Below are 17,445 nucleotides of genomic sequence, written 5' to 3' on the forward strand. Positions count from 1 at the left end.
TCGCTTCCATAGAAAAGCCCCGCCAGAATTGGCGGGGCTTTTTCTTTATCGGGGGAGGGCGCACAGACATGCCCAGCCGGTTCAATCTGTGGTGCTGGCGCGCCAGAACACCTGCTTGATATGGGGATGAATGGCCAGTTTCACCATCAGGGCATCCAGCTCGTCGCCGTCGATGGAGGTGGCCAGCAGCACGGCGGAGATCTCCAGATCCTGTTCACCGAACGGTTCTATGTCCAGCTCGCTCAAGGGGTAGTTGGCCTGCTCCATCATCTCTTCCAGCCAGTGCAGCACCTCCTTCTGATACTCGCGCTGGGCGAGGGCCGTGACCCTGTAGGTCACCTCGGTATCGGTATTGTCCACCGGGCGGCGGTTGATCTGGTTGACCAGGGGGCGCAGCAGGGTGTTGGCGGCCAGCACGAACAGGGCGCCGAGCACTGCCTCCATGGCGAGCCCGGCCCCGCTGGCCGCGCCCACAGCCGCCACGCCCCACAGGGTGGCTGCCGTGTTGATGCCGCGGATATTGCCCGATTCGCGCATGATGACACCGGCACCGAGAAAGCCGATGCCGGAAACGATATAGGCCACCACATGGACCACGTTGTAGTTGCCGCCATGCAGGTCATAGATGCGCTGGGCCAGGCTGACGAACAGGGCGGCCCCCACGGCGACCAGCACGTTGGTGCGAAGGCCGGCGGTACGCTGGCGGTACTGGCGCTCCAGCCCGACCAGGCTGCCCAGCACGAAGGCCAGCAACAGGCTGGCCAGGGTGTCGAGCAGGGAAATCATGTCAAGTTGCTGCCACATTCTCATGGCGTACTCCTTCTGGTTTGAGATGGCCTTCGGGATACAGGATAGAAGGCCCAGTGGGCATTCCTGATGAATCGCAGAGGTGCGCACGGTGAAGGCCATCATGGGAAATGGAAGCGGGCGCACGGTCAAGCAGGCCCGCGCACTCAGAATGGCGAGCAGATTGCCGGGTCAGATGTAAAGGGGCCAGCATGGCTGGCCCCCGATCTACTCGATCCCGGTTAGTTGAGCAGGGGCTCGGCGTCGCGACGGGGATGCAGCTCCCAGCGAATCGGGTGAGCGACCCCGACCTGGTGCACGAACTGCACCAGATAACGGCGCTGGGGCGGGGTGCAGTGCAGATTGAGCACCAGCTCCCGGCCCCCGCTGCGCCCTGGCCTCAGGGACTGCATGGGACGCAGCCCGGCCGGTTGCAGGGTATGAGTCACCATGTCGAGCACCCGCTCCATGTCGGCGCGATCCTGGCAACGGATCTGCAACCGGTAGTGGTGCTGACTCGGCTTGGCGCGCAGCCAGAGTGGCAACAAACCACGGCCCAGCTTGCTCAGCAGGGGGTGAGCCTGGGTGGATCCGGACTTGGTTGAAATAAAACGCATAGCAGCCTCCTTGTGGGAAGCAGAAACTATGCAGGCAAGGTGTCCAGGCCTGGGCTTGGGTCACCTGACGTCAAGTGTAAAAAGAGAAGAGGGGAGTGGATTTCCGCTTCTCGCAGGGTTGCGAGAACGCGGCAGAGGAAGACCTGCGGCTATCTCGCGACCTGGGTGCCGACTGACTGGGTCGGCCTACAACTGTCACTTGATGAATTGCCCACTGATGGTCTCCGCTGTTGATGAACGGCAAGATGGTACTCATCCAGAGCGATGAGGTAAAGCCTTATCCGCGTTCAGCAACATTTAGATACAAGTTTGTCAATAACCTGAGCCACTTGGCTACATCCATATCAGCCCGGCCAAGGCCTGCGTCCCACCAGGAGCCGTGCCAGTGACAGCGCCAGCCCGCGGCGTGATCCACGGCCATGGCGATGGTTCACGCCCACATAAAATTAGATATTGCTAATTTAGATTTAATTTATAGAATGAAGCCTAATATAAGCAACTGCTAATTTATGCCTATGCCCCCTTTCGATGAGATGACCCGGCATGCCAGCGAGGCGGCCGCCCTGCTCAAGGCGCTGGCCCATCCCGAGCGGTTGCTGGTGCTCTGCCAGCTGCTTGATGGCGAGAAGGGCGTTGGCGAACTGCTGGCCCACAGCAAGTTGGGGCAGTCAGCCTTTTCCCAGCAACTGGCGGTGCTCAGGCGCAGCGGCCTGATCCGATCGCGCAAGGTTGCCCAGCAGATCTACTGCTCGCTGGCGAACGTGGCGGCAGCGGATGTACTGGCCGTGTTGCGCACCCATTTTTGCCACTCCCCAGACGACGAGGTGTCCTGATGTTTGAAACCCAATGGTTGCTTGCCCTGGCCGGGGGCATGCTGGTGGGGCTCTCCGCCCTGATGCTGATGCTGTTCAACGGCAAGGTGGCCGGGATCAGCGGTATTCTGGCGGGCGCCATGCAACACAGGCACGCCTGGCGCTGGCTGTTTCTGCTGGGACTGGGGGCGGGGGCCTGGCTGGCATTTTCCCTGGACTGGGCCCGGCTGCCGAGCTTCGACACCCTGCCGGCCTGGCCGCTGGTGTTGCTGGCTGGGCTGCTGGTCGGGGTTGGTACCCGTCTTGGCAATGGTTGCACCAGTGGTCACGGCATCTGCGGCATGGGCCGGCTTTCTGTGCGCTCCATCCTTGCCACCCTCACCTTCATGGCAACCGGTGCCCTTACAGTGTTTGTCACCCTGCATCTGTTGTAACGAGGCGATGAGATGAAACTCTTTATCAGTCTGTTGGCCGGTCTCTTGTTTGGGCTCGGCCTTGCCATCTCCGGCATGGTGGATCCGGCCCGGGTCATCGGCTTTCTCGACGTGGCAGGGGCCTGGGATCCCAGTTTGGCCTTCGTGATGGGAGGCGCCCTGCTGGTGTTCATGCCGGGCTACTTTCTGCTGGTCAAACCGAGCCGCCAGAGCCTGCTCGGTGAGCCATATTCGTTCAGCCAGGCCCGGCAGGTGGACAGTCGCCTTCTCGGTGGCTCAGCCCTGTTCGGCATCGGCTGGGGCCTGGTGGGCATCTGCCCCGGGCCTGCCTTGAGCCTCATCTCCAGCGGTCAGCCCATGATACTGCTGTTCGTGGCGGCCATGGTGAGCGGGATCTTGCTGGTGGACAGGGTATGGCTGATGCTGCGGCCAGCCCGCAGCGCCTGATCCCCCGGTGCCATGCTCCCTAAGTCCCGGCATCCGTGCCGGGGTCAGGCAGGCGCAATAGCGAGAGGGCCACCCGGGTGGCCCTCCTCTTTTCACACGTTCAGGTGGCTGGCACGCTGAGTCAGCGTCCTTTCATCAGCGGGAAGTAGCGTCGGTCGGCCTGGCTCATATGGCCGACAACCAGCTCCTGAATGATGAAATTGAGCAATTCGTCGTTGCCAAGCTCGCCGGCCCTGGCAGCGTTCATCAGCTGGCTTGCCCTGTGCAGCAACCGCTGGTGGTCTTGCCGGTGGCTGGCCAGCTCGGCATAGTCCAGCTCAGCCAGCATCTGCTCCTCGAAGGCGAAGTGGTGGCGCGCCATCTCAAACAAGCCTTCCAGACTCTCCAGATAGAGGGCCGGGTGCTCGCTGTTGTCTTTCATGCGCTCCAGCAGCCGGTTGGTCAGTACGAAGAGCTGGCGATGCTCGGCATCGATGCGGGGATGGCCGCACTCGTGGCTGTTTTGCCACAGCAGTGAGCCCAATTCGGGATCCAGCCCGGCGGTAAACAGGCAGACCCGGCCACGGCCCCGTCCCTTGGCCTGATACATGGCCTGATCGGCATGGTGCATCAAGGTCTTGGGATCCGTGCCATGTTCCGGGTAGAGCGCCACCCCTATGCTGCTGGAAATCCGCAGCTCCTGCCCTCCATCCACCCGAAACGGATGACGCAGGCTCTGGTGCAGATGGTCCGCCACCGCCAGCGCCTCGTCACTGGTATCGGGCAGCAGGATCACGAACTCATCGCCCCCGAGGCGGGCCACCAGATCCTGTTCCCGTACGCAGTGGCGCATGCGTTCGGCCACCATGTTGAGCAGCATATCCCCGGTCTCATGGCCGAAGGTGTCATTGATCGGCTTGAAGTGATCCAGATCGATGAACATCAGCGCCAGCTCTCTCCCCTCGTCGGCCATGGCCTCCTTCAGCCGCAGTTGCAGCAGACGACGGTTAGGCAGGTTGGTGAGCGGATCATAGAAGGCGAGGCGGTGCATCATCTCCTCGCTGGCGGCGCGTTCCGTGATGTCGCGGGTGACCCCCAGGATGGCGTCGGGCTGGCCTTTCTCGTTGCCGTGCAAGGTGGTGATGGTCTCGGTCGCGACCAGATGCCCCTCCCTGTGCCGCAACTGGGTGCGGATCACACAGCGGGTCTGCTCGTGGTCGCCCCGTTGCCAGGCGGCGAGGGAGTCACTGAGCTCATCGCGCAGCTGTTTTCTGGAGGTCTCCGGGATCAGCTGCTTGAGGGGCAGGCTGAGGATGTCGATCGCCTCGTAACCGCTCAGGGGCAGGATGGCCGGGCTGACGTAGCGAAAGCGCAGGGTGGCGGTATCCATGGTCCAGATGACGTCAGCGCTGTTCTCCGCCACGAACCGGTAGTGTTGTTCGCTCTGGGCCAGTTCACGAGTGAGCCGCAGCCTATCCCTGGCCTCCTGACGCAGGCGCAGGTAGAGATGGCAGAAGATGCCGAGCAGGGTCAGCAGGGTGAAGGTGATCAGCATGGCGACGGCGACGCTCTTGTCGAACAGCTGCCGCTGCTGGCGCATGCGCTCCCGATCCGGGTTGTAGAGGAAGCGCTCCAGATCGGGCAGGGAGCTGAGCAAGCCCGCCTCCAGGTAGGTCCTGGCGATCTGCTGCCATCGCTCGGGTTGCATGTAGCCGGGCTCGATAAGATCTGGCTGCATCAGCTCCCTGGTTTTGCGGGCCTCGAACTCCAGCTGCTCACGACCATAACCGCTGGGATAGTTCTCCATGATCCAGCTGATCATCTCCTCCGGGTTTTCCATGGCATAGCGCCATCCCTTGAGGCTGGCCTGCTGGAACGCATAGACACGTTCCGGCCTGCCCGCCAGCTCGCGCTCCGAGGTAAACAGATTGTCACCGTAGAAGTCGAAGTCGATGTCGCGGGGGGAGAATACCCGGTAGGGGATCCCCAGCTGGGTCAGATAGAAGGGTTCGGTGGTGCTGTAGGCGCTGATGGCATCCACCTGTCCGGTCAGCAAGGCCTGCAGCCCCTGTTCATAGGGCAGTTTGGTCCAGCTGTGTGGCTGGGCATTGCGGCTGAGATAGACCTGCAACTCCTTGGAGCCAGGCTCCAGCATCAGACGTTTGCCCGCCAGATCCGAGGGTTGCAGTATGTCGGGCCGTTCCAGCGAGAGCAGGACCAGCGGAGAGTGCTGCAGCATGGCTGCCAGTACCACGACCGGACGGCCTGCGGCACGGGCGAGCAGCAAGTCGCTGCCGCTGATCCCGAACTGGGCATTGCCCGACACCACCTCGTTGACCACATTGGTCTGCGGCGTGGCGGCGCGCAGCGCGACATTCAGACCGGCATCACGATAAAAACCCTTGAACTGGGCGGCGTAATAACCGGCGAACTGGAACTGATGTTGCCATGGCAGTTGCACCACGACCTGATCCGCCGCTCTCAGGGGCAGAGAGGTGAGGCTGTAGCAGATCGCCATACCCAGCATTGGCAGATACCAGAGCAAGCGATGAAGGGAGGAATTTACGCCTGTCATATACATTCCTCTCGGGAGACGGGTTCAGTCCTAGAGTCAAACAATTCCTTGTTGCCCGCAAGGGGGCGAAAGGCCGCTGGAATGAGGGATTGGTGACAAAAAAAGTGATTTCTGTGTCGTTTATCACATTTGGCTTTCATGCTCGGTATTTTTGTCAATTATGCGAATAATTAAGGAGCCATATGGCCTATAAAAACGGTCGCATTTTAGTCGTATTCATCTGTTATTTATCTCAGTAATAGTGAGTGATTGCTTTTTTAACGGTGCAATGCGTCAACCTGTGTCGCCGTATCAAAAGATACTTTTCTGATGCTGTGGGAATGTATCTGGATTGATTCTATTAGGTTGTTAATCGGTAACAATGGAGGCCAGCCGGCAAGGGCCCAAATCCGGTTGCCAGCGGTGGTATGATAGCGGCTCTTCCTTCTCGCTGAGGCTCTCTCATGTCCCGATTGCGTCTGTTGTTGTCCGACTCTCACGATCCCCTGTTCAACCTGGCGGTGGAGGAGTGCATCTTTCGCCAGATGGACCCGAACCAGCGGGTGCTCTTCCTGTGGCGCAACGCCAATACGGTGGTGATTGGTCGCGCCCAGAACCCCTGGAAGGAGTGCAACACCCGTCGCATGGAAGAGGATGGGGTGACCCTGGCCCGGCGCAGCAGCGGGGGGGGCGCCGTGTTTCACGACCTTGGCAACAGCTGCTTCACCTTCATGGCGGGCAAGCCCGGCTATGACAAGAGCATCTCCACCGCCATAGTGCTGGATGCGCTCAAGCGGCTCGGGGTGAGCTCGTTTGCCTCCGGGCGCAACGATCTGCTGGTGGCGACCCAGGACGGAGAGCGCAAGGTGTCGGGCTCGGCCTACCGGGAGACCCAGGATCGCGGCTTTCATCACGGCACCCTGCTGCTCGATGCCGATCTGGGCCGGCTCGCCAACTACCTCAATCCGGATCCCAAGAAGCTGGCGGCCAAGGGCATCAGCTCGGTACGCAGCCGGGTGGCCAATCTGTGCGAGCTGCTGCCCGGCATTGACCACAACCAGCTGAGTTCCGCCCTCTGCGAGGCCTTCTTTGCCCATTACGGCGAGCGCGTTCTGCCCGAACACATCTCTCCGAGCCAACTGCCCGACCTGCCCGGCTTTGCCGACACCTTCGCCCGCCAGCGCAGCTGGGAGTGGAACTTCGGCCATGCGCCTGCGTTCAGCCATCAGCTGGACGAGCGCTTCGGCTGGGGCGGGGTCGAGCTCCATTTCGATGTGGAGAAGGGGGTCATAGGCCGGGCGCAGATCTTCAGCGACAGCCTGGATCCGGCGCCGCTGGATGCGCTGGCCGAACGGCTGGTTGGGCTTGCCTATCGCAGCGAGGCCATAGCGGCGCTGCTGTCGCAATTGCAGGCCGATTTCCCGGCCCAACAAACCGAGCTGGACGAGCTCTCCCGCTGGTTGCTGGCCGCGCTGCGCTGAGGTTTTTCCGGTCCGATAACGAAATCAAAAGAGGCGCCCAAAAGGCGCCTTTTTGCCAGCCCACGCCACGGCTCATCATGACAAAAAGTAGGGGAGGCCATTAGATATTGTCGCTGTTTCAAACAGCGGCGCAGGGGTATAAGGGCTGCACATTTGCTGTACTAATGGTATAAAAATGAGTGACTTAGTTTATCTGAAAGATGAAGGCGTCAATGCCGTCCACCCCGATTTCTCCGCCCGTTTCGCCACAGTCAAAGCCAACTTTTTCTCGCGCAATCCCGATCTCTGGCCTGTGTTCCGCGAGCCCGGTTTCGCCACCCTCAACGAGTTTCGCGCCCGTGGCCTGGCCCCGGATGCCCGCCTGAATGCCTGGCCAGATGGCCGCGCCCGTCTCGCCGATCTCTGCGAGACCATGCCGGTGCCTGCCACCATGCGCACCCCGGGCGAACCCATGGCCGAGCTGCTGTTTGCCGGCGCCCTCTCCAAAGACTGGGAGAACCCCTCCAGCGTCGAGAACGTCATCACAATGTCGGCGGATCCCGCCATCTACGGCGCCCAGATGGGGATCCTCGCCAACCCCAACCTGGTCTACTCCGAATACGCCGGGGTGGCCGAGGAGCTGGAGAAGAAGGTGGTGCGCCAGATTGCCCTGCTGGCTGGCTATGATCCCGCCCGCGCCACCGGCATCTTCACCCAGGGGGGGACCTTCTGTAACCTCTATGGCTACCTGCTCGGCATTCGCAAGAGCCTGCCGGAGGCCAAGCACAAGGGGCTGGGTCACTATCAGGATTACCGCATCATCAACTCCCAGGGCGGCCACTACTCCAACATCACCAACCTCTCCCTGCTCGGGGTCGACATCGAGAACAAGACCATCCGCATTCAGGTTGGCGAGAACAACGACATCGATCTCGATCATCTGGAGCGCACCCTGACCGCCTGTTTTGCCCTGAAACACGTGGTGCCCACCATCATGCTCACCATGGGGACCACCGACACCTTCGGGGTGGACCGGGTCAAACCCGTGGTCGAGCTGCGGGATCGCCTTTGCGAGCGGTTCGAGGTGGCAGTCAAGCCCCATATCCACGTGGATGCCGCCATCGGCTGGTCGATGATCTTCTTCCTGGATTACGACTTTGGCGCCAATCCGCTCGCCATCAACGGCGCCACCCTGGCGGGGATCGAGCGCAACGTGGCCCGCTTCGCCGAGCTCAAGTACGCGGATTCGTTCACCGTCGACTTCCAGAAGTGGGGCTATGTGCCCTACACCTCCAGCCTGGTGATGATAAAAGAGCAGGATGATCTCAAGGCGATGGAGAATGACCCGGAAAACTTCTCCTATTTTGAGCGGGACATTCAGGGTCAGACCCACCTGCAGTCCACCATAGAGTGTTCCCGTGGCGCCAGCGGTCTGTTCGGTGCCTATGCGGCGCTCAACTACCTGGGGGTCGAGGGCTATCGCACCGTGTTGGCCCATTGCCTGCAAAATGCCAACTATTTCCGCTTCCGGTTAAGCCAGCTCGGCAACGTCAAGCTGGTGGCCCAGGAGAATCAGGGGCCGAGCGTGGGCTTCAAGATCTACAACCCCGAGTGGGTGCAGGATCCGGAAGCCGAATTTGCCTTCGAGCTGGCCCGCTCCAGCGATCCCGCCTACAAGGCGCGGCTGCAGCGCAACACCGACTATCACCGCAGCCTCTTTACCGGGCGCGGCAAGGTGGGGCTCTACACCAACTGGGTGGAGGCCATAGCCCACTCCGACTACGACGTCCGCGGCAAGTACTCCTACATTGCCGGGGAAAAAGCGGTCTTCATGAACCCCGCCTGCGGCCGTGAGCAGATCGATGCTTTCATCGCGCACATTCGCGGCTGATCCCCGACTAGCCGTCAGGAAAGGAGACACGGGCAGACCAGAGGTCTGCCCGTGTCATGTCGCGTGATTTTCCACTATGCCAATCGATTGAATCGTAAGGCATTGCTTGCGATTCATGCTTAAAACGTGAACCGGAACCGGTTATGCCCGTCTTCATCTCATTCTGACTTTTTTTGACACATTTTTTCAGTACGGTAGGGATTCCAACGGGCTGATGTTTAGCCGTGAATGCCATCAAAAGGAGCCGTTATGGATAAGTGCAGACGCAGAGTCACCCTGGGGCTGTTGAGTGCCCCCCTGGTCGCCACCCTCGCCGGGTGCAACAGCAGCAACGACAGCGAAGGGAGCCCGGCCGATTTTAGCGCCACCCTGACCGACAGGTTGACGGCCGAGCTGAAGGATGAAAAGACTGCCCGCCAGCTGGTCCCCTTCATCGAGGAGGCCAATTTCAACATGACGCCGCCCTCGATCGCGATAGCAGAGACCAACACCCTGATCGCCTTTGCCTTTGGCAATCGCCCCAACGACTCCGGCAACCCGGATGAGCTGGCCAAGCCCGGCCCCATGAACGAGGCCCTGGCCGCCTGTTGCGCAGCCCTCTACCGACAAAAAGCCATGCCCATGTATGTGCAGTGGGAGATAGCCCATTACCTCGATTCGACCCGTTATCCTGATATTCCGGCCAGGGATGTCATCTCCATCGAACCTTACTGGGACGAGGCGGGCAAGCTGGTCTATCTGAGCACGGACGGGGTGGTCGAGGCCATCGTCAGGGATTATGCAGGTGGTGATCCCTCCACCCTTGGTACGGCGGCCGTCATCGGTCATCGCGACCACGTCAAACGTTGCATCATGACCTGCCGGGCCCGCAAGGTGGCGAGCCATGCTCCGGAGGGGATCGAACTGCCCGTCTGGTATGACGAGCAATCCGCTCAACCCTGGACCCGGCGGCGCGACCTTTATGTCTTGCAGGACATCTCGGCCCAGCTGATGGGGGTGGCACAGGCCAACATAGCCAAGGCTTATCCGAACGGGTGAGCCGCTCTGATGGCGCAATGCAAGCCGGGTCACGGGCCCGGCCTGTTTGTCATCATGACGGGCGAAGCGCCAAGGCATCGGATGGATTGCCTCTGCGGGCTCACGACCGGCGTGGAGAATATCGGCTTGTGCCCGAGTGCGGCGAAATAGAGACATGCCGGTGCAAGGCGCACCGGCATGATGTGATCAAGGTATATTGAAGGTGATGAGATCAGGGCGTCGGCACTGTGCTGGCACAGTCATATTGTTCGCCCTTTAATCCCATGATATTACAGGTTGCTGTCAATACATCATTGGGACGGGCCCATGCAGGATCCCAGCCCCCGATAGGTTCATCATGGCGTTTGTCTTTATAAATATCCCACATAATCATGCCGGATGGTGAATATCTGGCCGTGCGCGTGGCGATATCCGTGAGGAGAGCCTTGCTCAGCAGTAAATTTCCTGTCGCAGGTCTGCCAACTTCAAATCCGACCGTGATGGCTGGACTTATCAGCAATTTTTGCGGTTGAATGGAGGCGCTGGCATAACTCGGCGATCCTTTTATTACTGCGTGTCCAGGTCGTATGGTGTCACCGGATTTCAGCCAGCTGAAGAAGGCCCCGTAATAATAATCAACCTGTCCTGCCAGATCGCACGGAATATTGGTGTCGCCCCCACAGTCTGTTTCGCTCAGGTCATATGACATTATGCCAATGGTACTGAGCCTATCGACCAGATCCGGATATTGCAGTGCGGTATTGTAAATCAGGCCATATAAATTACCGCCCCACCAGGCACCACCATAGGTATTGCTGGTATGGGCATTGCTACCCCAGTTGGCCGACATGTTCGGGATACCGCCCGTTGCGGGGGCCGCAGTGCTCAGTGCCAGCTCGGGGTTGATGGCATCGATGGCCTGGTAGAGGGAGCGCATGATGGCCGCAAACTTGTCGACCGTGTCCGGCATGATCCTAGGATAGGGCTGCTCGGCGGGATTGAGTTGCATGCTGTCGTTGTAGACCCGCACTCCCTTGCCTCTGCTCATCAGGGTGGCCGTGTCCACGTATTCCACGTTGCCGGTCGGCGGCTGCACCGAATCCGGCGTCAGTCGCCAGCTGTAGGCGTTGAGGTCCGCATGCCAGAACTCTTCGTAGTCCAGATCGATGCCCGCCACGCCGAGGTCATTGGCCAGCTGCACCACGTTGCGATAGGCCTGATCCGCGGCCTGGCCGGAGATGGGATTGTCGAAGCGGTTGCGGGTGCCCGGGTTGGGGAAGGAGTCGTATTGTTCTGCGGCGGGTCCACAAGCATCCACCTTGCCTGCCGTGACATCGTAGTATTCCGGGATACAGCTGAAGTTCCAGCCCCCGACAGCGATATAGGTTTCAACTCCATTGACCTTGAAGGCATTGATAATGTCTCTGAGGCGGGCAAAGTCGGCCGTGGATTTATTATTGTCAGCCAGATTTTTTTTGGTTGTGGTATTGCAGATATATCCAAACAATCCGGTGCAGGCCAGGTCATACTGGCTGTAATTGACCAGGCTGGGTTGGACAAATGACAGTACCAGTTTGTTGAAATTGCTCTTTTGACTGGCCACCTGATTGCTCAAGGTTTCCAGATTGTCCAGTGACGCATAGTAACCAGGGGTATTGGCCGGGGCATCCGAGCCACTCAGATAGTAGGCGGTTATTTCCGGCGTTTGGGCCATGGCGCCGCTGGCAAACAGCAGCGCGAACGCGCCGAACAGGGTGTGACGTTTCATATAATGTCCTTATTTATCTCTACAAGAGCGCAGTAGAGCCGAAAGCAACATCCTTGCTCTCATACAGGGTGATATTGAATTATTTTATTGAATGGGTAGTTTAATCAGTGGGATGGTGACTCCAGTCATGAATGAGGAGTTCAGATAATAAGGTGGGCGGTCGTTTTTTTTTCGCTGAATACAAACTTAATGAAAAACACATTAACAATATTAACTTTGCTATCAATTACCTGCCGTTTTTTAAAATGCGCCGGCTAGCCGAATTGGTCCGGATTTAAAATGGTGACTCACGCTCATACTGTATTTTGTTCTGGGTATTCCGGTTGTCAGGCATCCATAGGGATATGACCTGACGACCGGACAGACAAGCGAGGGGCATGACAGGCGGGGAGGCCGCCGCTGTCATGCCCGTGCATCAGGCTCGTCGGGTTACCGCTTCTGCAACTGGGTGACCGTCAGCTTGCCGGCCGGGTTTTCGGCGTGAAAGCGCACCGTATCTCCCACCTTGAGCCCCTTGAACAGGGCCGGATCGGCCAGCAGGAACACCATTGTCATGGGGGGCATCTTGAGGTTGTCGATGGCCTCGTGTTTGATCCCCACCTTGCCGCTGGCCTCGTCGATACGGCTGATGATCCCCTTGGTCATCGCGTTCTCTCCCGTCGCCTGCATATCCATCTCCTCCATCTGGGACATATCGTGCCCCGCGTGGCTCATGGTCATTTCGGCCTGGGCCTGGAGAGAGGCAAGGCCAAGCAGCAATGTCAGGGTCAGCGTCTTGTAGTTCATGATGTTTTCCTCGTCGTTCAGTCAAAATGGGTCGTTAAACAGGGTTATTCGGGTTGCGGGTTCGCGACTTCGTCAAGGCTTCGGCTGCGCCACAGGTAGTAGGCGGCGGGCAGCACCAGCAGGGTCAGCACCAGTGCACTCACCATGCCGCCTATCATGGGGGCGGCGATGCGCTGCATCACCTCGGAGCCGGTGCCCTGGCTCCACATGATGGGCAAGAGACCCGCGATGATGGTGACTACCGTCATCATCTTGGGGCGCAGGCGCAGGGCGGCGCCGTGGATCACGGCCTGGTGCAGGCCCGCCTTGTCCGGTTTGCCCTGGGCTACCAGGTCATCCCAGGCGTGGTTGAGGTAGACCAGCATCAGCACGCCCGTCTCCACCGCCACTCCGGCCAGGGCGATAAAGCCCACTCCCACCGCCACCGAGAGGTTGAAATCCAGTAGCCAGATGGTCCAGATCCCGCCCACCACTGCGAGCGGCAGCGTGGTGAGGATGAGCAACACCTCCTGCATGCGGCGAAACGCCAGATAGAGCAGCAGCACGATAATGGCGATGGTTAACGGCACCACGTAGGCGAGGCGCGCCTTGGCCCGTTCCATGTATTCATACTGACCCGACCAGGTGAGGGCGTAGCCCGCCGGCAGCACCAGCTGCTTGCTCACCTCGGCCTTGGCCTCATCGACAAAGGTGCCGATGTCGCGGCCGCGAATATCCACGTAGACCCAGCCGTTCAGGCGCGCATTCTCGCTGCGCAGCATGGGGGCCTCGTCACTGATGTAAACCCTGGCCACGTCCGCCAGCGCGATCCGCTCCCCCTTGGGGGTGAGCAGCGGCAGCAATTCGAGGCTTGCCACGGAATCACGGTAGCTCTGGGGATAGCGCAGGTTGATGGGGTAGCGCTCGCGCCCCTCTATGGTCTGGCCCACGTCCATGCCGCCCACTGCGGTGGCGAGCACCGCCTGCACGTCGGCGATGTTGAGGCCATAACGGGCGGCATTGAGCCGATCGATATCCACCTTGACGTAGCGCCCACCGGCCACCCGTTCGGCGTAGACGGAGGCCGCTCCCGCCACCTTGCCGACGATCTGCTCAAGCTGCTGGCCGACTTGCTGGATCACCTTGAGGTCGGGCCCCGCGATTTTGATGCCGACCGGGGTCTTGATGCCGGTGGCCAGCATGTCGATGCGGGTCTTGATGGGGGGCACCCAGGCGTTGGTGAGGCCGGGGAAGCGAATGAGGGAGTCGAGCTCCTCTTTCAGCTTCTCCGGGGTCATGCCGGGGCGCCACTGGTCGCGCGGCTTGAGCTGGATGCTGGTCTCCATCATCACCAGGTCGGCAGGGTCTGTGGCCGAATCGGCGCGCCCCGCCTTGCCGAACACGTTCTGCACCTCGGGCACGGTACGAATGAGCTTGTCGGTCTGCTGCAATATTTCCCGCGCCTTGCCCACCGAGATGTTGGCCGCCGTGGTGGGCATGTACATTATGTCCCCCTCATCGAGCGGCGGTATGAACTCGGAGCCCAGATACTGGAGTGGCCAGAAGCCCGCCACCGTCACCAGCAGTGCGGCGGCCAGCGTGGTCTTGGGGCGCGTCAGCACGGCCGTGAGCAGCGGGATATAGGCCTGACTCAAGCCACGGTTGAGGGGATTGGCCTGTTCGGCCAGCACCCTGCCACGGATGAAATACCCCATGATCACCGGCACCAGCGTGATGGAGAGCCCGGCCGCCGCCGCCATGGCGTAGGTCTTGGTGTAGGCCAGCGGATGGAACATGCGTCCCTCCTGCGCCTCCAGTGCAAACACCGGCAGGAAGCTCATGGTGATGATGAGCAGGGAGAAGAAGATGGCGGGCCCCACTTCGATGCTCGCCTCCGTGATGATGCGCCAGCGGTTCTTGTCGGTGAGCGCCTCCCGCTCCATGTGCTTGTGGACGTTCTCTATCATCACGATGGCGCCGTCTACCATGGCGCCGATGGCGATGGCGATGCCGCCGAGGGACATGATGTTGGCGTTGATCCCCTGCAGGTGCATGACGATGAAGGCGGTCAGGATGGCGATGGGCAAGGTGATGACCACCACCAGGGACGAGCGCAGGTGGAACAGGAAGGCCAGACAGACCAGCACCACCACGGCGAACTCCTCCAGCAGCTTGCCGGAGAGGTTGTCGATGGCGCGCTGGATAAGATCGGATCTGTCGTAGACGGTGACTATCTCCACCCCCTCCGGCAGGCTATCTTTGAGCTCGGCCAGCCGCGCCTTGACCCCGTCTATGGTGTGCTGGGCATTCTCGCCGTAGCGCATGACTATGATGCCGCCCACCACTTCCCCTTCGCCGTTGAGCTCGGCGATGCCGCGCCGGCTCTGGGGGCCCGTGACCACATCCGCCACATCGCCGAGCAGCAGGGGCGCGCCCCTGACCTGGATGCCGAGCGGGATCTGCTTGAGGTCTTCGACGCTCTTCAGATAGCCGTTGGAGCGCACCATGTATTCCGCCTCCGCCATCTCGATGACGGAGGCGCCTGTCTCCTGGTTGCCCTGCTCGATGGCGGTCTGGATGAGGGAGAGGGGAATGCCGTAGGCGCGCAGCTTGTCCGGATCGACCCGCACCTGATACTGGCGCACCATGCCGCCCACGGTGGCCACTTCGGAGACGCCGTTGACGGTTTGCAGCTCGTACTTGAGGAACCAGTTCTGCAACGAGGTGAGCTGGCTGAGATCGTGCTTGCCGGTCCTGTCCACCAGCGCGTACTGGTAGACCCAGCCCACCCCGGTGGCATCAGGGCCAAGCTGGGGTTTCGCCTCGGCTGGCAGATTGGGGGCGACCTGGCTCAAATACTCCAGCACCCGGGCGCGGGCCCAGTAGAGATCCGTGTTGTCGTCAAACAGCACGTAGACGAAGGAGTCACCGAAGAAGGAGTAGCCGCGCACCGTGGTGGAGCCCGGCACCGCCAGCATGGCGGTAGTGAGCGGGTAGGTCACCTGATCCTCCACCACCTGGGGCGCCTGGCCCGGGTAGGCCGTCTTGATGATCACCTGCACGTCGGAGAGATCCGGCAGGGCGTCCACCGGAGTCTGTTTGACCGACCAGAGTCCCCAGGCGGTGAGCATGACGGTCAGCAGCAGCACCAGAAAGCGGTTGCCGACCGACCAGCGAATGATGGCAGGGATCATGATCTGGCTCCTTGCTCATGTTGCGCAGAGAGCGGAGCTTGGTTGTCAGCAACGCAGCGAATGATGGAAGGGATCATGGCTTGGCTCCCATATCATGCTGGCTATGGTCCATGCCTTCCATCTCATCCTTTACTTGCTCCGGAGCGTGGCCGCTGGCCGGGGCACTTTCCTTGGCACTATCCTGATGAATGGTGGTGATACGGTACTCATCCCCCTCCTGCATCACCTGTAGATGGAGGCTTTGCCCCTCGGCCAGCTTGCTGATATCGACCCCGTCCGCCACGGTGAACTCCATCTCCATGGCGGGCCACTGCCACTCGGGGATGGGCTGGTGGGCCACCATCAGGGTGCGGCTGGCCAGATCTATGCTCTGTACCATCCCTTGAGTCCACACCTGTGCCGGGCGCACCGCCGTCATGCGCTGGAAGTCCGAGTCGATGGCCGATTCGGAGTCGAGCAGGAACTGGGCCGAGCTGACTATGCTGTCACCCGCTTCCACCCCCGCCTTGATGGCAACCTTGTCACCAAACTGGGCGCCGAGGGTGACGGCCACCGACTTGAAGTTGCCATCCCCCAGCGCCAGTACCAGCCGATCCTGACTGCCGGTGCGGATCACAGCTTCGCTCGGTACCACCAGCCGGGGTTCACCCTTGCCGGTGCGAATGCTCACCTTGGCGAACATGTTGGGTTTCAAGAACTCGTCCGGGTTGTCAAAGCGCAGCCGCACCTTGAGGGTGCGAGTGGCGGCATCGAGCGTCGGATAGAGGTAATCCACCCGGCCCTGCCAATTGCGACCGGGGGCGTAATCCAGGGTCATGGTGACCGGATCCCCCACTTTGAGCTGGGCGGCCTGGCGTTCGAACACCTCGGCGCTGACCCATACCTGCTGCAGGGTGCTGATGTTGAACAGGGCGGCGGCGGGTTCCACGTACTGGCCCTCGCGTACCTTCAGCTCCGACACATAACCGCTGCTGGGGGCATAAATACTGATGGTTTCACGCACCTGGCGGCTGCGCTTGAGGGCGGCTATCTGGTCCGCCGGTACCTGCAGGGACTTGAGCTTGCCCTCGGCGGCGCGCAGCAGCAGCGGGTTGGTTGTGCCCAGCGCCAGCAGGTATTCGTGCTGGGCATTGACCAGATCCGGGGCGTAGAGCTCATAGATGAGGCTCCCCTTGGTGACCCTCTGCCCTTCACTCTTGATGGCGAGTGTGCGGATCCAGCCCGCCATGCGGGCGTTGACCGCCTCCAGCCTGTCTTCGTCATAACCGACGTAACCCACGGTCTCGATCTGCTGGTGGATGGGCAGCCTCTCTACCTTGGCCAACCGCACTCCCAGGTTCTGCTGGATCTCGGGGCTGATGGTGATTGTGCCGGGCGAGCCACCCTGTTTCTCCTCATAGACGGGGATGAAGTCCATCCCCATGTTGTCCTTGGCGGGGGCATCGCGCTTGTCGCGGGGATCCATGGGATTGACCCAGTAAAGGGGCGTCTTCTCTTTGGCGGTGGCGCCGTCGGTCGTCTGTTTGGCTACCCAGTAGCCGCCACCGGCGCCAAGGGCGAGCAGCAGGGCGCAGAACAGCAGTTTCAGGCTCATCGCACACCTCCTGTCTGCGGGAGGCGGGCGGTACTTGATTCGACGCAGCGCTTGGCACTGTGTCCGGGAATGCGGGCAGATGACATCATGTGTCTTTTCTTCTCTCAGGCCGCCGGGCTGTCGTTAT

Annotated in this window: 13 protein-coding genes; 6 read left to right on the top strand and 7 right to left on the bottom strand. The window is 60.7% G+C overall.

Annotation, left to right across the window (positions count from 1 at the left end; all coding sequences use genetic code 11):
- Positions 1–81: 81 nt before the first annotated feature.
- Positions 82–810 (bottom strand): MgtC/SapB family protein, encoded by a 729-nt coding sequence (locus BN1128_RS17815; protein ID WP_011898955.1) that lies wholly within the window; start codon positions 808–810, stop codon positions 82–84.
- A gap of 218 nt (positions 811–1,028) precedes the next feature.
- Entirely contained in the window at positions 1,029–1,403 is a 375-nt protein-coding gene (locus BN1128_RS17820) for a hypothetical protein (RefSeq protein WP_042871185.1), read from the bottom strand.
- Between the two features lie 515 nt (positions 1,404–1,918).
- On the opposite strand from BN1128_RS17820, the gene BN1128_RS17825 reads away from it, so the two are divergent.
- From BN1128_RS17825 to BN1128_RS17835, 3 genes are read left to right on the top strand one after another with little or no spacing between them, the layout of a single operon-like run.
- The gene (locus tag BN1128_RS17825; protein ID WP_156140483.1) at positions 1,919–2,236 is read left to right on the top strand and encodes an ArsR/SmtB family transcription factor; all 318 of its coding nucleotides are present in this window, start codon (positions 1,919–1,921) and stop codon (positions 2,234–2,236) included.
- On the top strand, positions 2,236–2,649 hold the full coding sequence (locus tag BN1128_RS17830) for a YeeE/YedE family protein (protein WP_042871189.1): 414 nt from the start codon (positions 2,236–2,238) through the stop codon (positions 2,647–2,649). The genes BN1128_RS17825 and BN1128_RS17830 overlap by 1 nt, the downstream gene beginning before the upstream one ends.
- A gap of 12 nt (positions 2,650–2,661) precedes the next feature.
- On the top strand, positions 2,662–3,096 hold the full coding sequence (locus BN1128_RS17835) for a YeeE/YedE family protein (protein WP_042871191.1): 435 nt from the start codon (positions 2,662–2,664) through the stop codon (positions 3,094–3,096).
- 121 nt (positions 3,097–3,217) lie between these two features.
- On the opposite strand, the gene BN1128_RS17840 is transcribed toward BN1128_RS17835, so the two are convergent.
- Positions 3,218–5,650 (bottom strand): diguanylate cyclase domain-containing protein, encoded by a 2,433-nt coding sequence (locus tag BN1128_RS17840; RefSeq protein WP_042871193.1) that lies wholly within the window; start codon positions 5,648–5,650, stop codon positions 3,218–3,220.
- A gap of 443 nt (positions 5,651–6,093) precedes the next feature.
- Between BN1128_RS17840 and BN1128_RS17845 the strand changes: the two genes are divergently transcribed.
- From BN1128_RS17845 to BN1128_RS17855, 3 genes are all read left to right on the top strand, one after another.
- Positions 6,094–7,110 carry a lipoate--protein ligase gene (locus BN1128_RS17845; protein ID WP_042871195.1) on the top strand — a complete coding sequence of 339 codons (1,017 nt, stop codon included), beginning with the start codon at positions 6,094–6,096 and terminating at the stop codon, positions 7,108–7,110.
- A gap of 175 nt (positions 7,111–7,285) precedes the next feature.
- The gene (locus BN1128_RS17850) at positions 7,286–8,980 is read left to right on the top strand and encodes a pyridoxal phosphate-dependent decarboxylase family protein (protein ID WP_042871198.1); all 1,695 of its coding nucleotides are present in this window, start codon (positions 7,286–7,288) and stop codon (positions 8,978–8,980) included.
- 249 nt (positions 8,981–9,229) lie between these two features.
- On the top strand, positions 9,230–10,018 hold the full coding sequence (locus BN1128_RS17855; protein WP_042871200.1) for a hypothetical protein: 789 nt from the start codon (positions 9,230–9,232) through the stop codon (positions 10,016–10,018).
- 211 nt (positions 10,019–10,229) lie between these two features.
- Here the strand turns inward: BN1128_RS17855 and BN1128_RS17860 are convergent, their stop codons facing one another.
- The 4 genes from BN1128_RS17860 to BN1128_RS17875 all read right to left on the bottom strand — a co-directional run bounded on the left by BN1128_RS17860 (position 10,230) and on the right by BN1128_RS17875 (position 17,318).
- On the bottom strand, positions 10,230–11,765 hold the full coding sequence (locus tag BN1128_RS17860) for a glycosyl hydrolase family 18 protein (RefSeq protein WP_042871202.1): 1,536 nt from the start codon (positions 11,763–11,765) through the stop codon (positions 10,230–10,232).
- A gap of 429 nt (positions 11,766–12,194) precedes the next feature.
- The gene (locus BN1128_RS17865; protein WP_042871203.1) at positions 12,195–12,551 is read right to left on the bottom strand and encodes a copper-binding protein; all 357 of its coding nucleotides are present in this window, start codon (positions 12,549–12,551) and stop codon (positions 12,195–12,197) included.
- A 44-nt stretch (positions 12,552–12,595) separates the two neighbouring features.
- On the bottom strand, positions 12,596–15,724 hold the full coding sequence (locus BN1128_RS17870; protein ID WP_042871205.1) for an efflux RND transporter permease subunit: 3,129 nt from the start codon (positions 15,722–15,724) through the stop codon (positions 12,596–12,598).
- A 73-nt stretch (positions 15,725–15,797) separates the two neighbouring features.
- Positions 15,798–17,318, bottom strand: a complete 1,521-nt coding sequence (locus BN1128_RS17875) for an efflux RND transporter periplasmic adaptor subunit (protein ID WP_042871207.1) — start codon at positions 17,316–17,318, stop codon at positions 15,798–15,800.
- Between the last annotated feature and the right edge of the window lie 127 nt (positions 17,319–17,445).

Source organism: Aeromonas piscicola (assembly GCF_000820005.1).
Classification (GTDB): Bacteria; Pseudomonadota; Gammaproteobacteria; order Enterobacterales; family Aeromonadaceae; genus Aeromonas; species Aeromonas piscicola.

What these genes read in the sequence shown, in the direction of transcription:
- BN1128_RS17815 (WP_011898955.1), bottom strand. Translation starts at nt 810, where the DNA reads ATGAGAATGTGGCAGCAACTTGACATGATTTCCCTGCTCGACACCCTG.
- BN1128_RS17820 (WP_042871185.1), bottom strand. Translation starts at nt 1,403, where the DNA reads ATGCGTTTTATTTCAACCAAGTCCGGATCCACCCAGGCTCACCCCCTG.
- BN1128_RS17825 (WP_156140483.1), top strand. Translation starts at nt 1,919, where the DNA reads ATGCCCCCTTTCGATGAGATGACCCGGCATGCCAGCGAGGCGGCCGCC.
- BN1128_RS17830 (WP_042871189.1), top strand. Translation starts at nt 2,236, where the DNA reads ATGTTTGAAACCCAATGGTTGCTTGCCCTGGCCGGGGGCATGCTGGTG.
- BN1128_RS17835 (WP_042871191.1), top strand. Translation starts at nt 2,662, where the DNA reads ATGAAACTCTTTATCAGTCTGTTGGCCGGTCTCTTGTTTGGGCTCGGC.
- BN1128_RS17840 (WP_042871193.1), bottom strand. Translation starts at nt 5,650, where the DNA reads ATGACAGGCGTAAATTCCTCCCTTCATCGCTTGCTCTGGTATCTGCCA.
- BN1128_RS17845 (WP_042871195.1), top strand. Translation starts at nt 6,094, where the DNA reads ATGTCCCGATTGCGTCTGTTGTTGTCCGACTCTCACGATCCCCTGTTC.
- BN1128_RS17850 (WP_042871198.1), top strand. Translation starts at nt 7,286, where the DNA reads ATGAGTGACTTAGTTTATCTGAAAGATGAAGGCGTCAATGCCGTCCAC.
- BN1128_RS17855 (WP_042871200.1), top strand. Translation starts at nt 9,230, where the DNA reads ATGGATAAGTGCAGACGCAGAGTCACCCTGGGGCTGTTGAGTGCCCCC.
- BN1128_RS17860 (WP_042871202.1), bottom strand. Translation starts at nt 11,765, where the DNA reads ATGAAACGTCACACCCTGTTCGGCGCGTTCGCGCTGCTGTTTGCCAGC.
- BN1128_RS17865 (WP_042871203.1), bottom strand. Translation starts at nt 12,551, where the DNA reads ATGAACTACAAGACGCTGACCCTGACATTGCTGCTTGGCCTTGCCTCT.
- BN1128_RS17870 (WP_042871205.1), bottom strand. Translation starts at nt 15,724, where the DNA reads ATGATCCCTGCCATCATTCGCTGGTCGGTCGGCAACCGCTTTCTGGTG.
- BN1128_RS17875 (WP_042871207.1), bottom strand. Translation starts at nt 17,318, where the DNA reads ATGAGCCTGAAACTGCTGTTCTGCGCCCTGCTGCTCGCCCTTGGCGCC.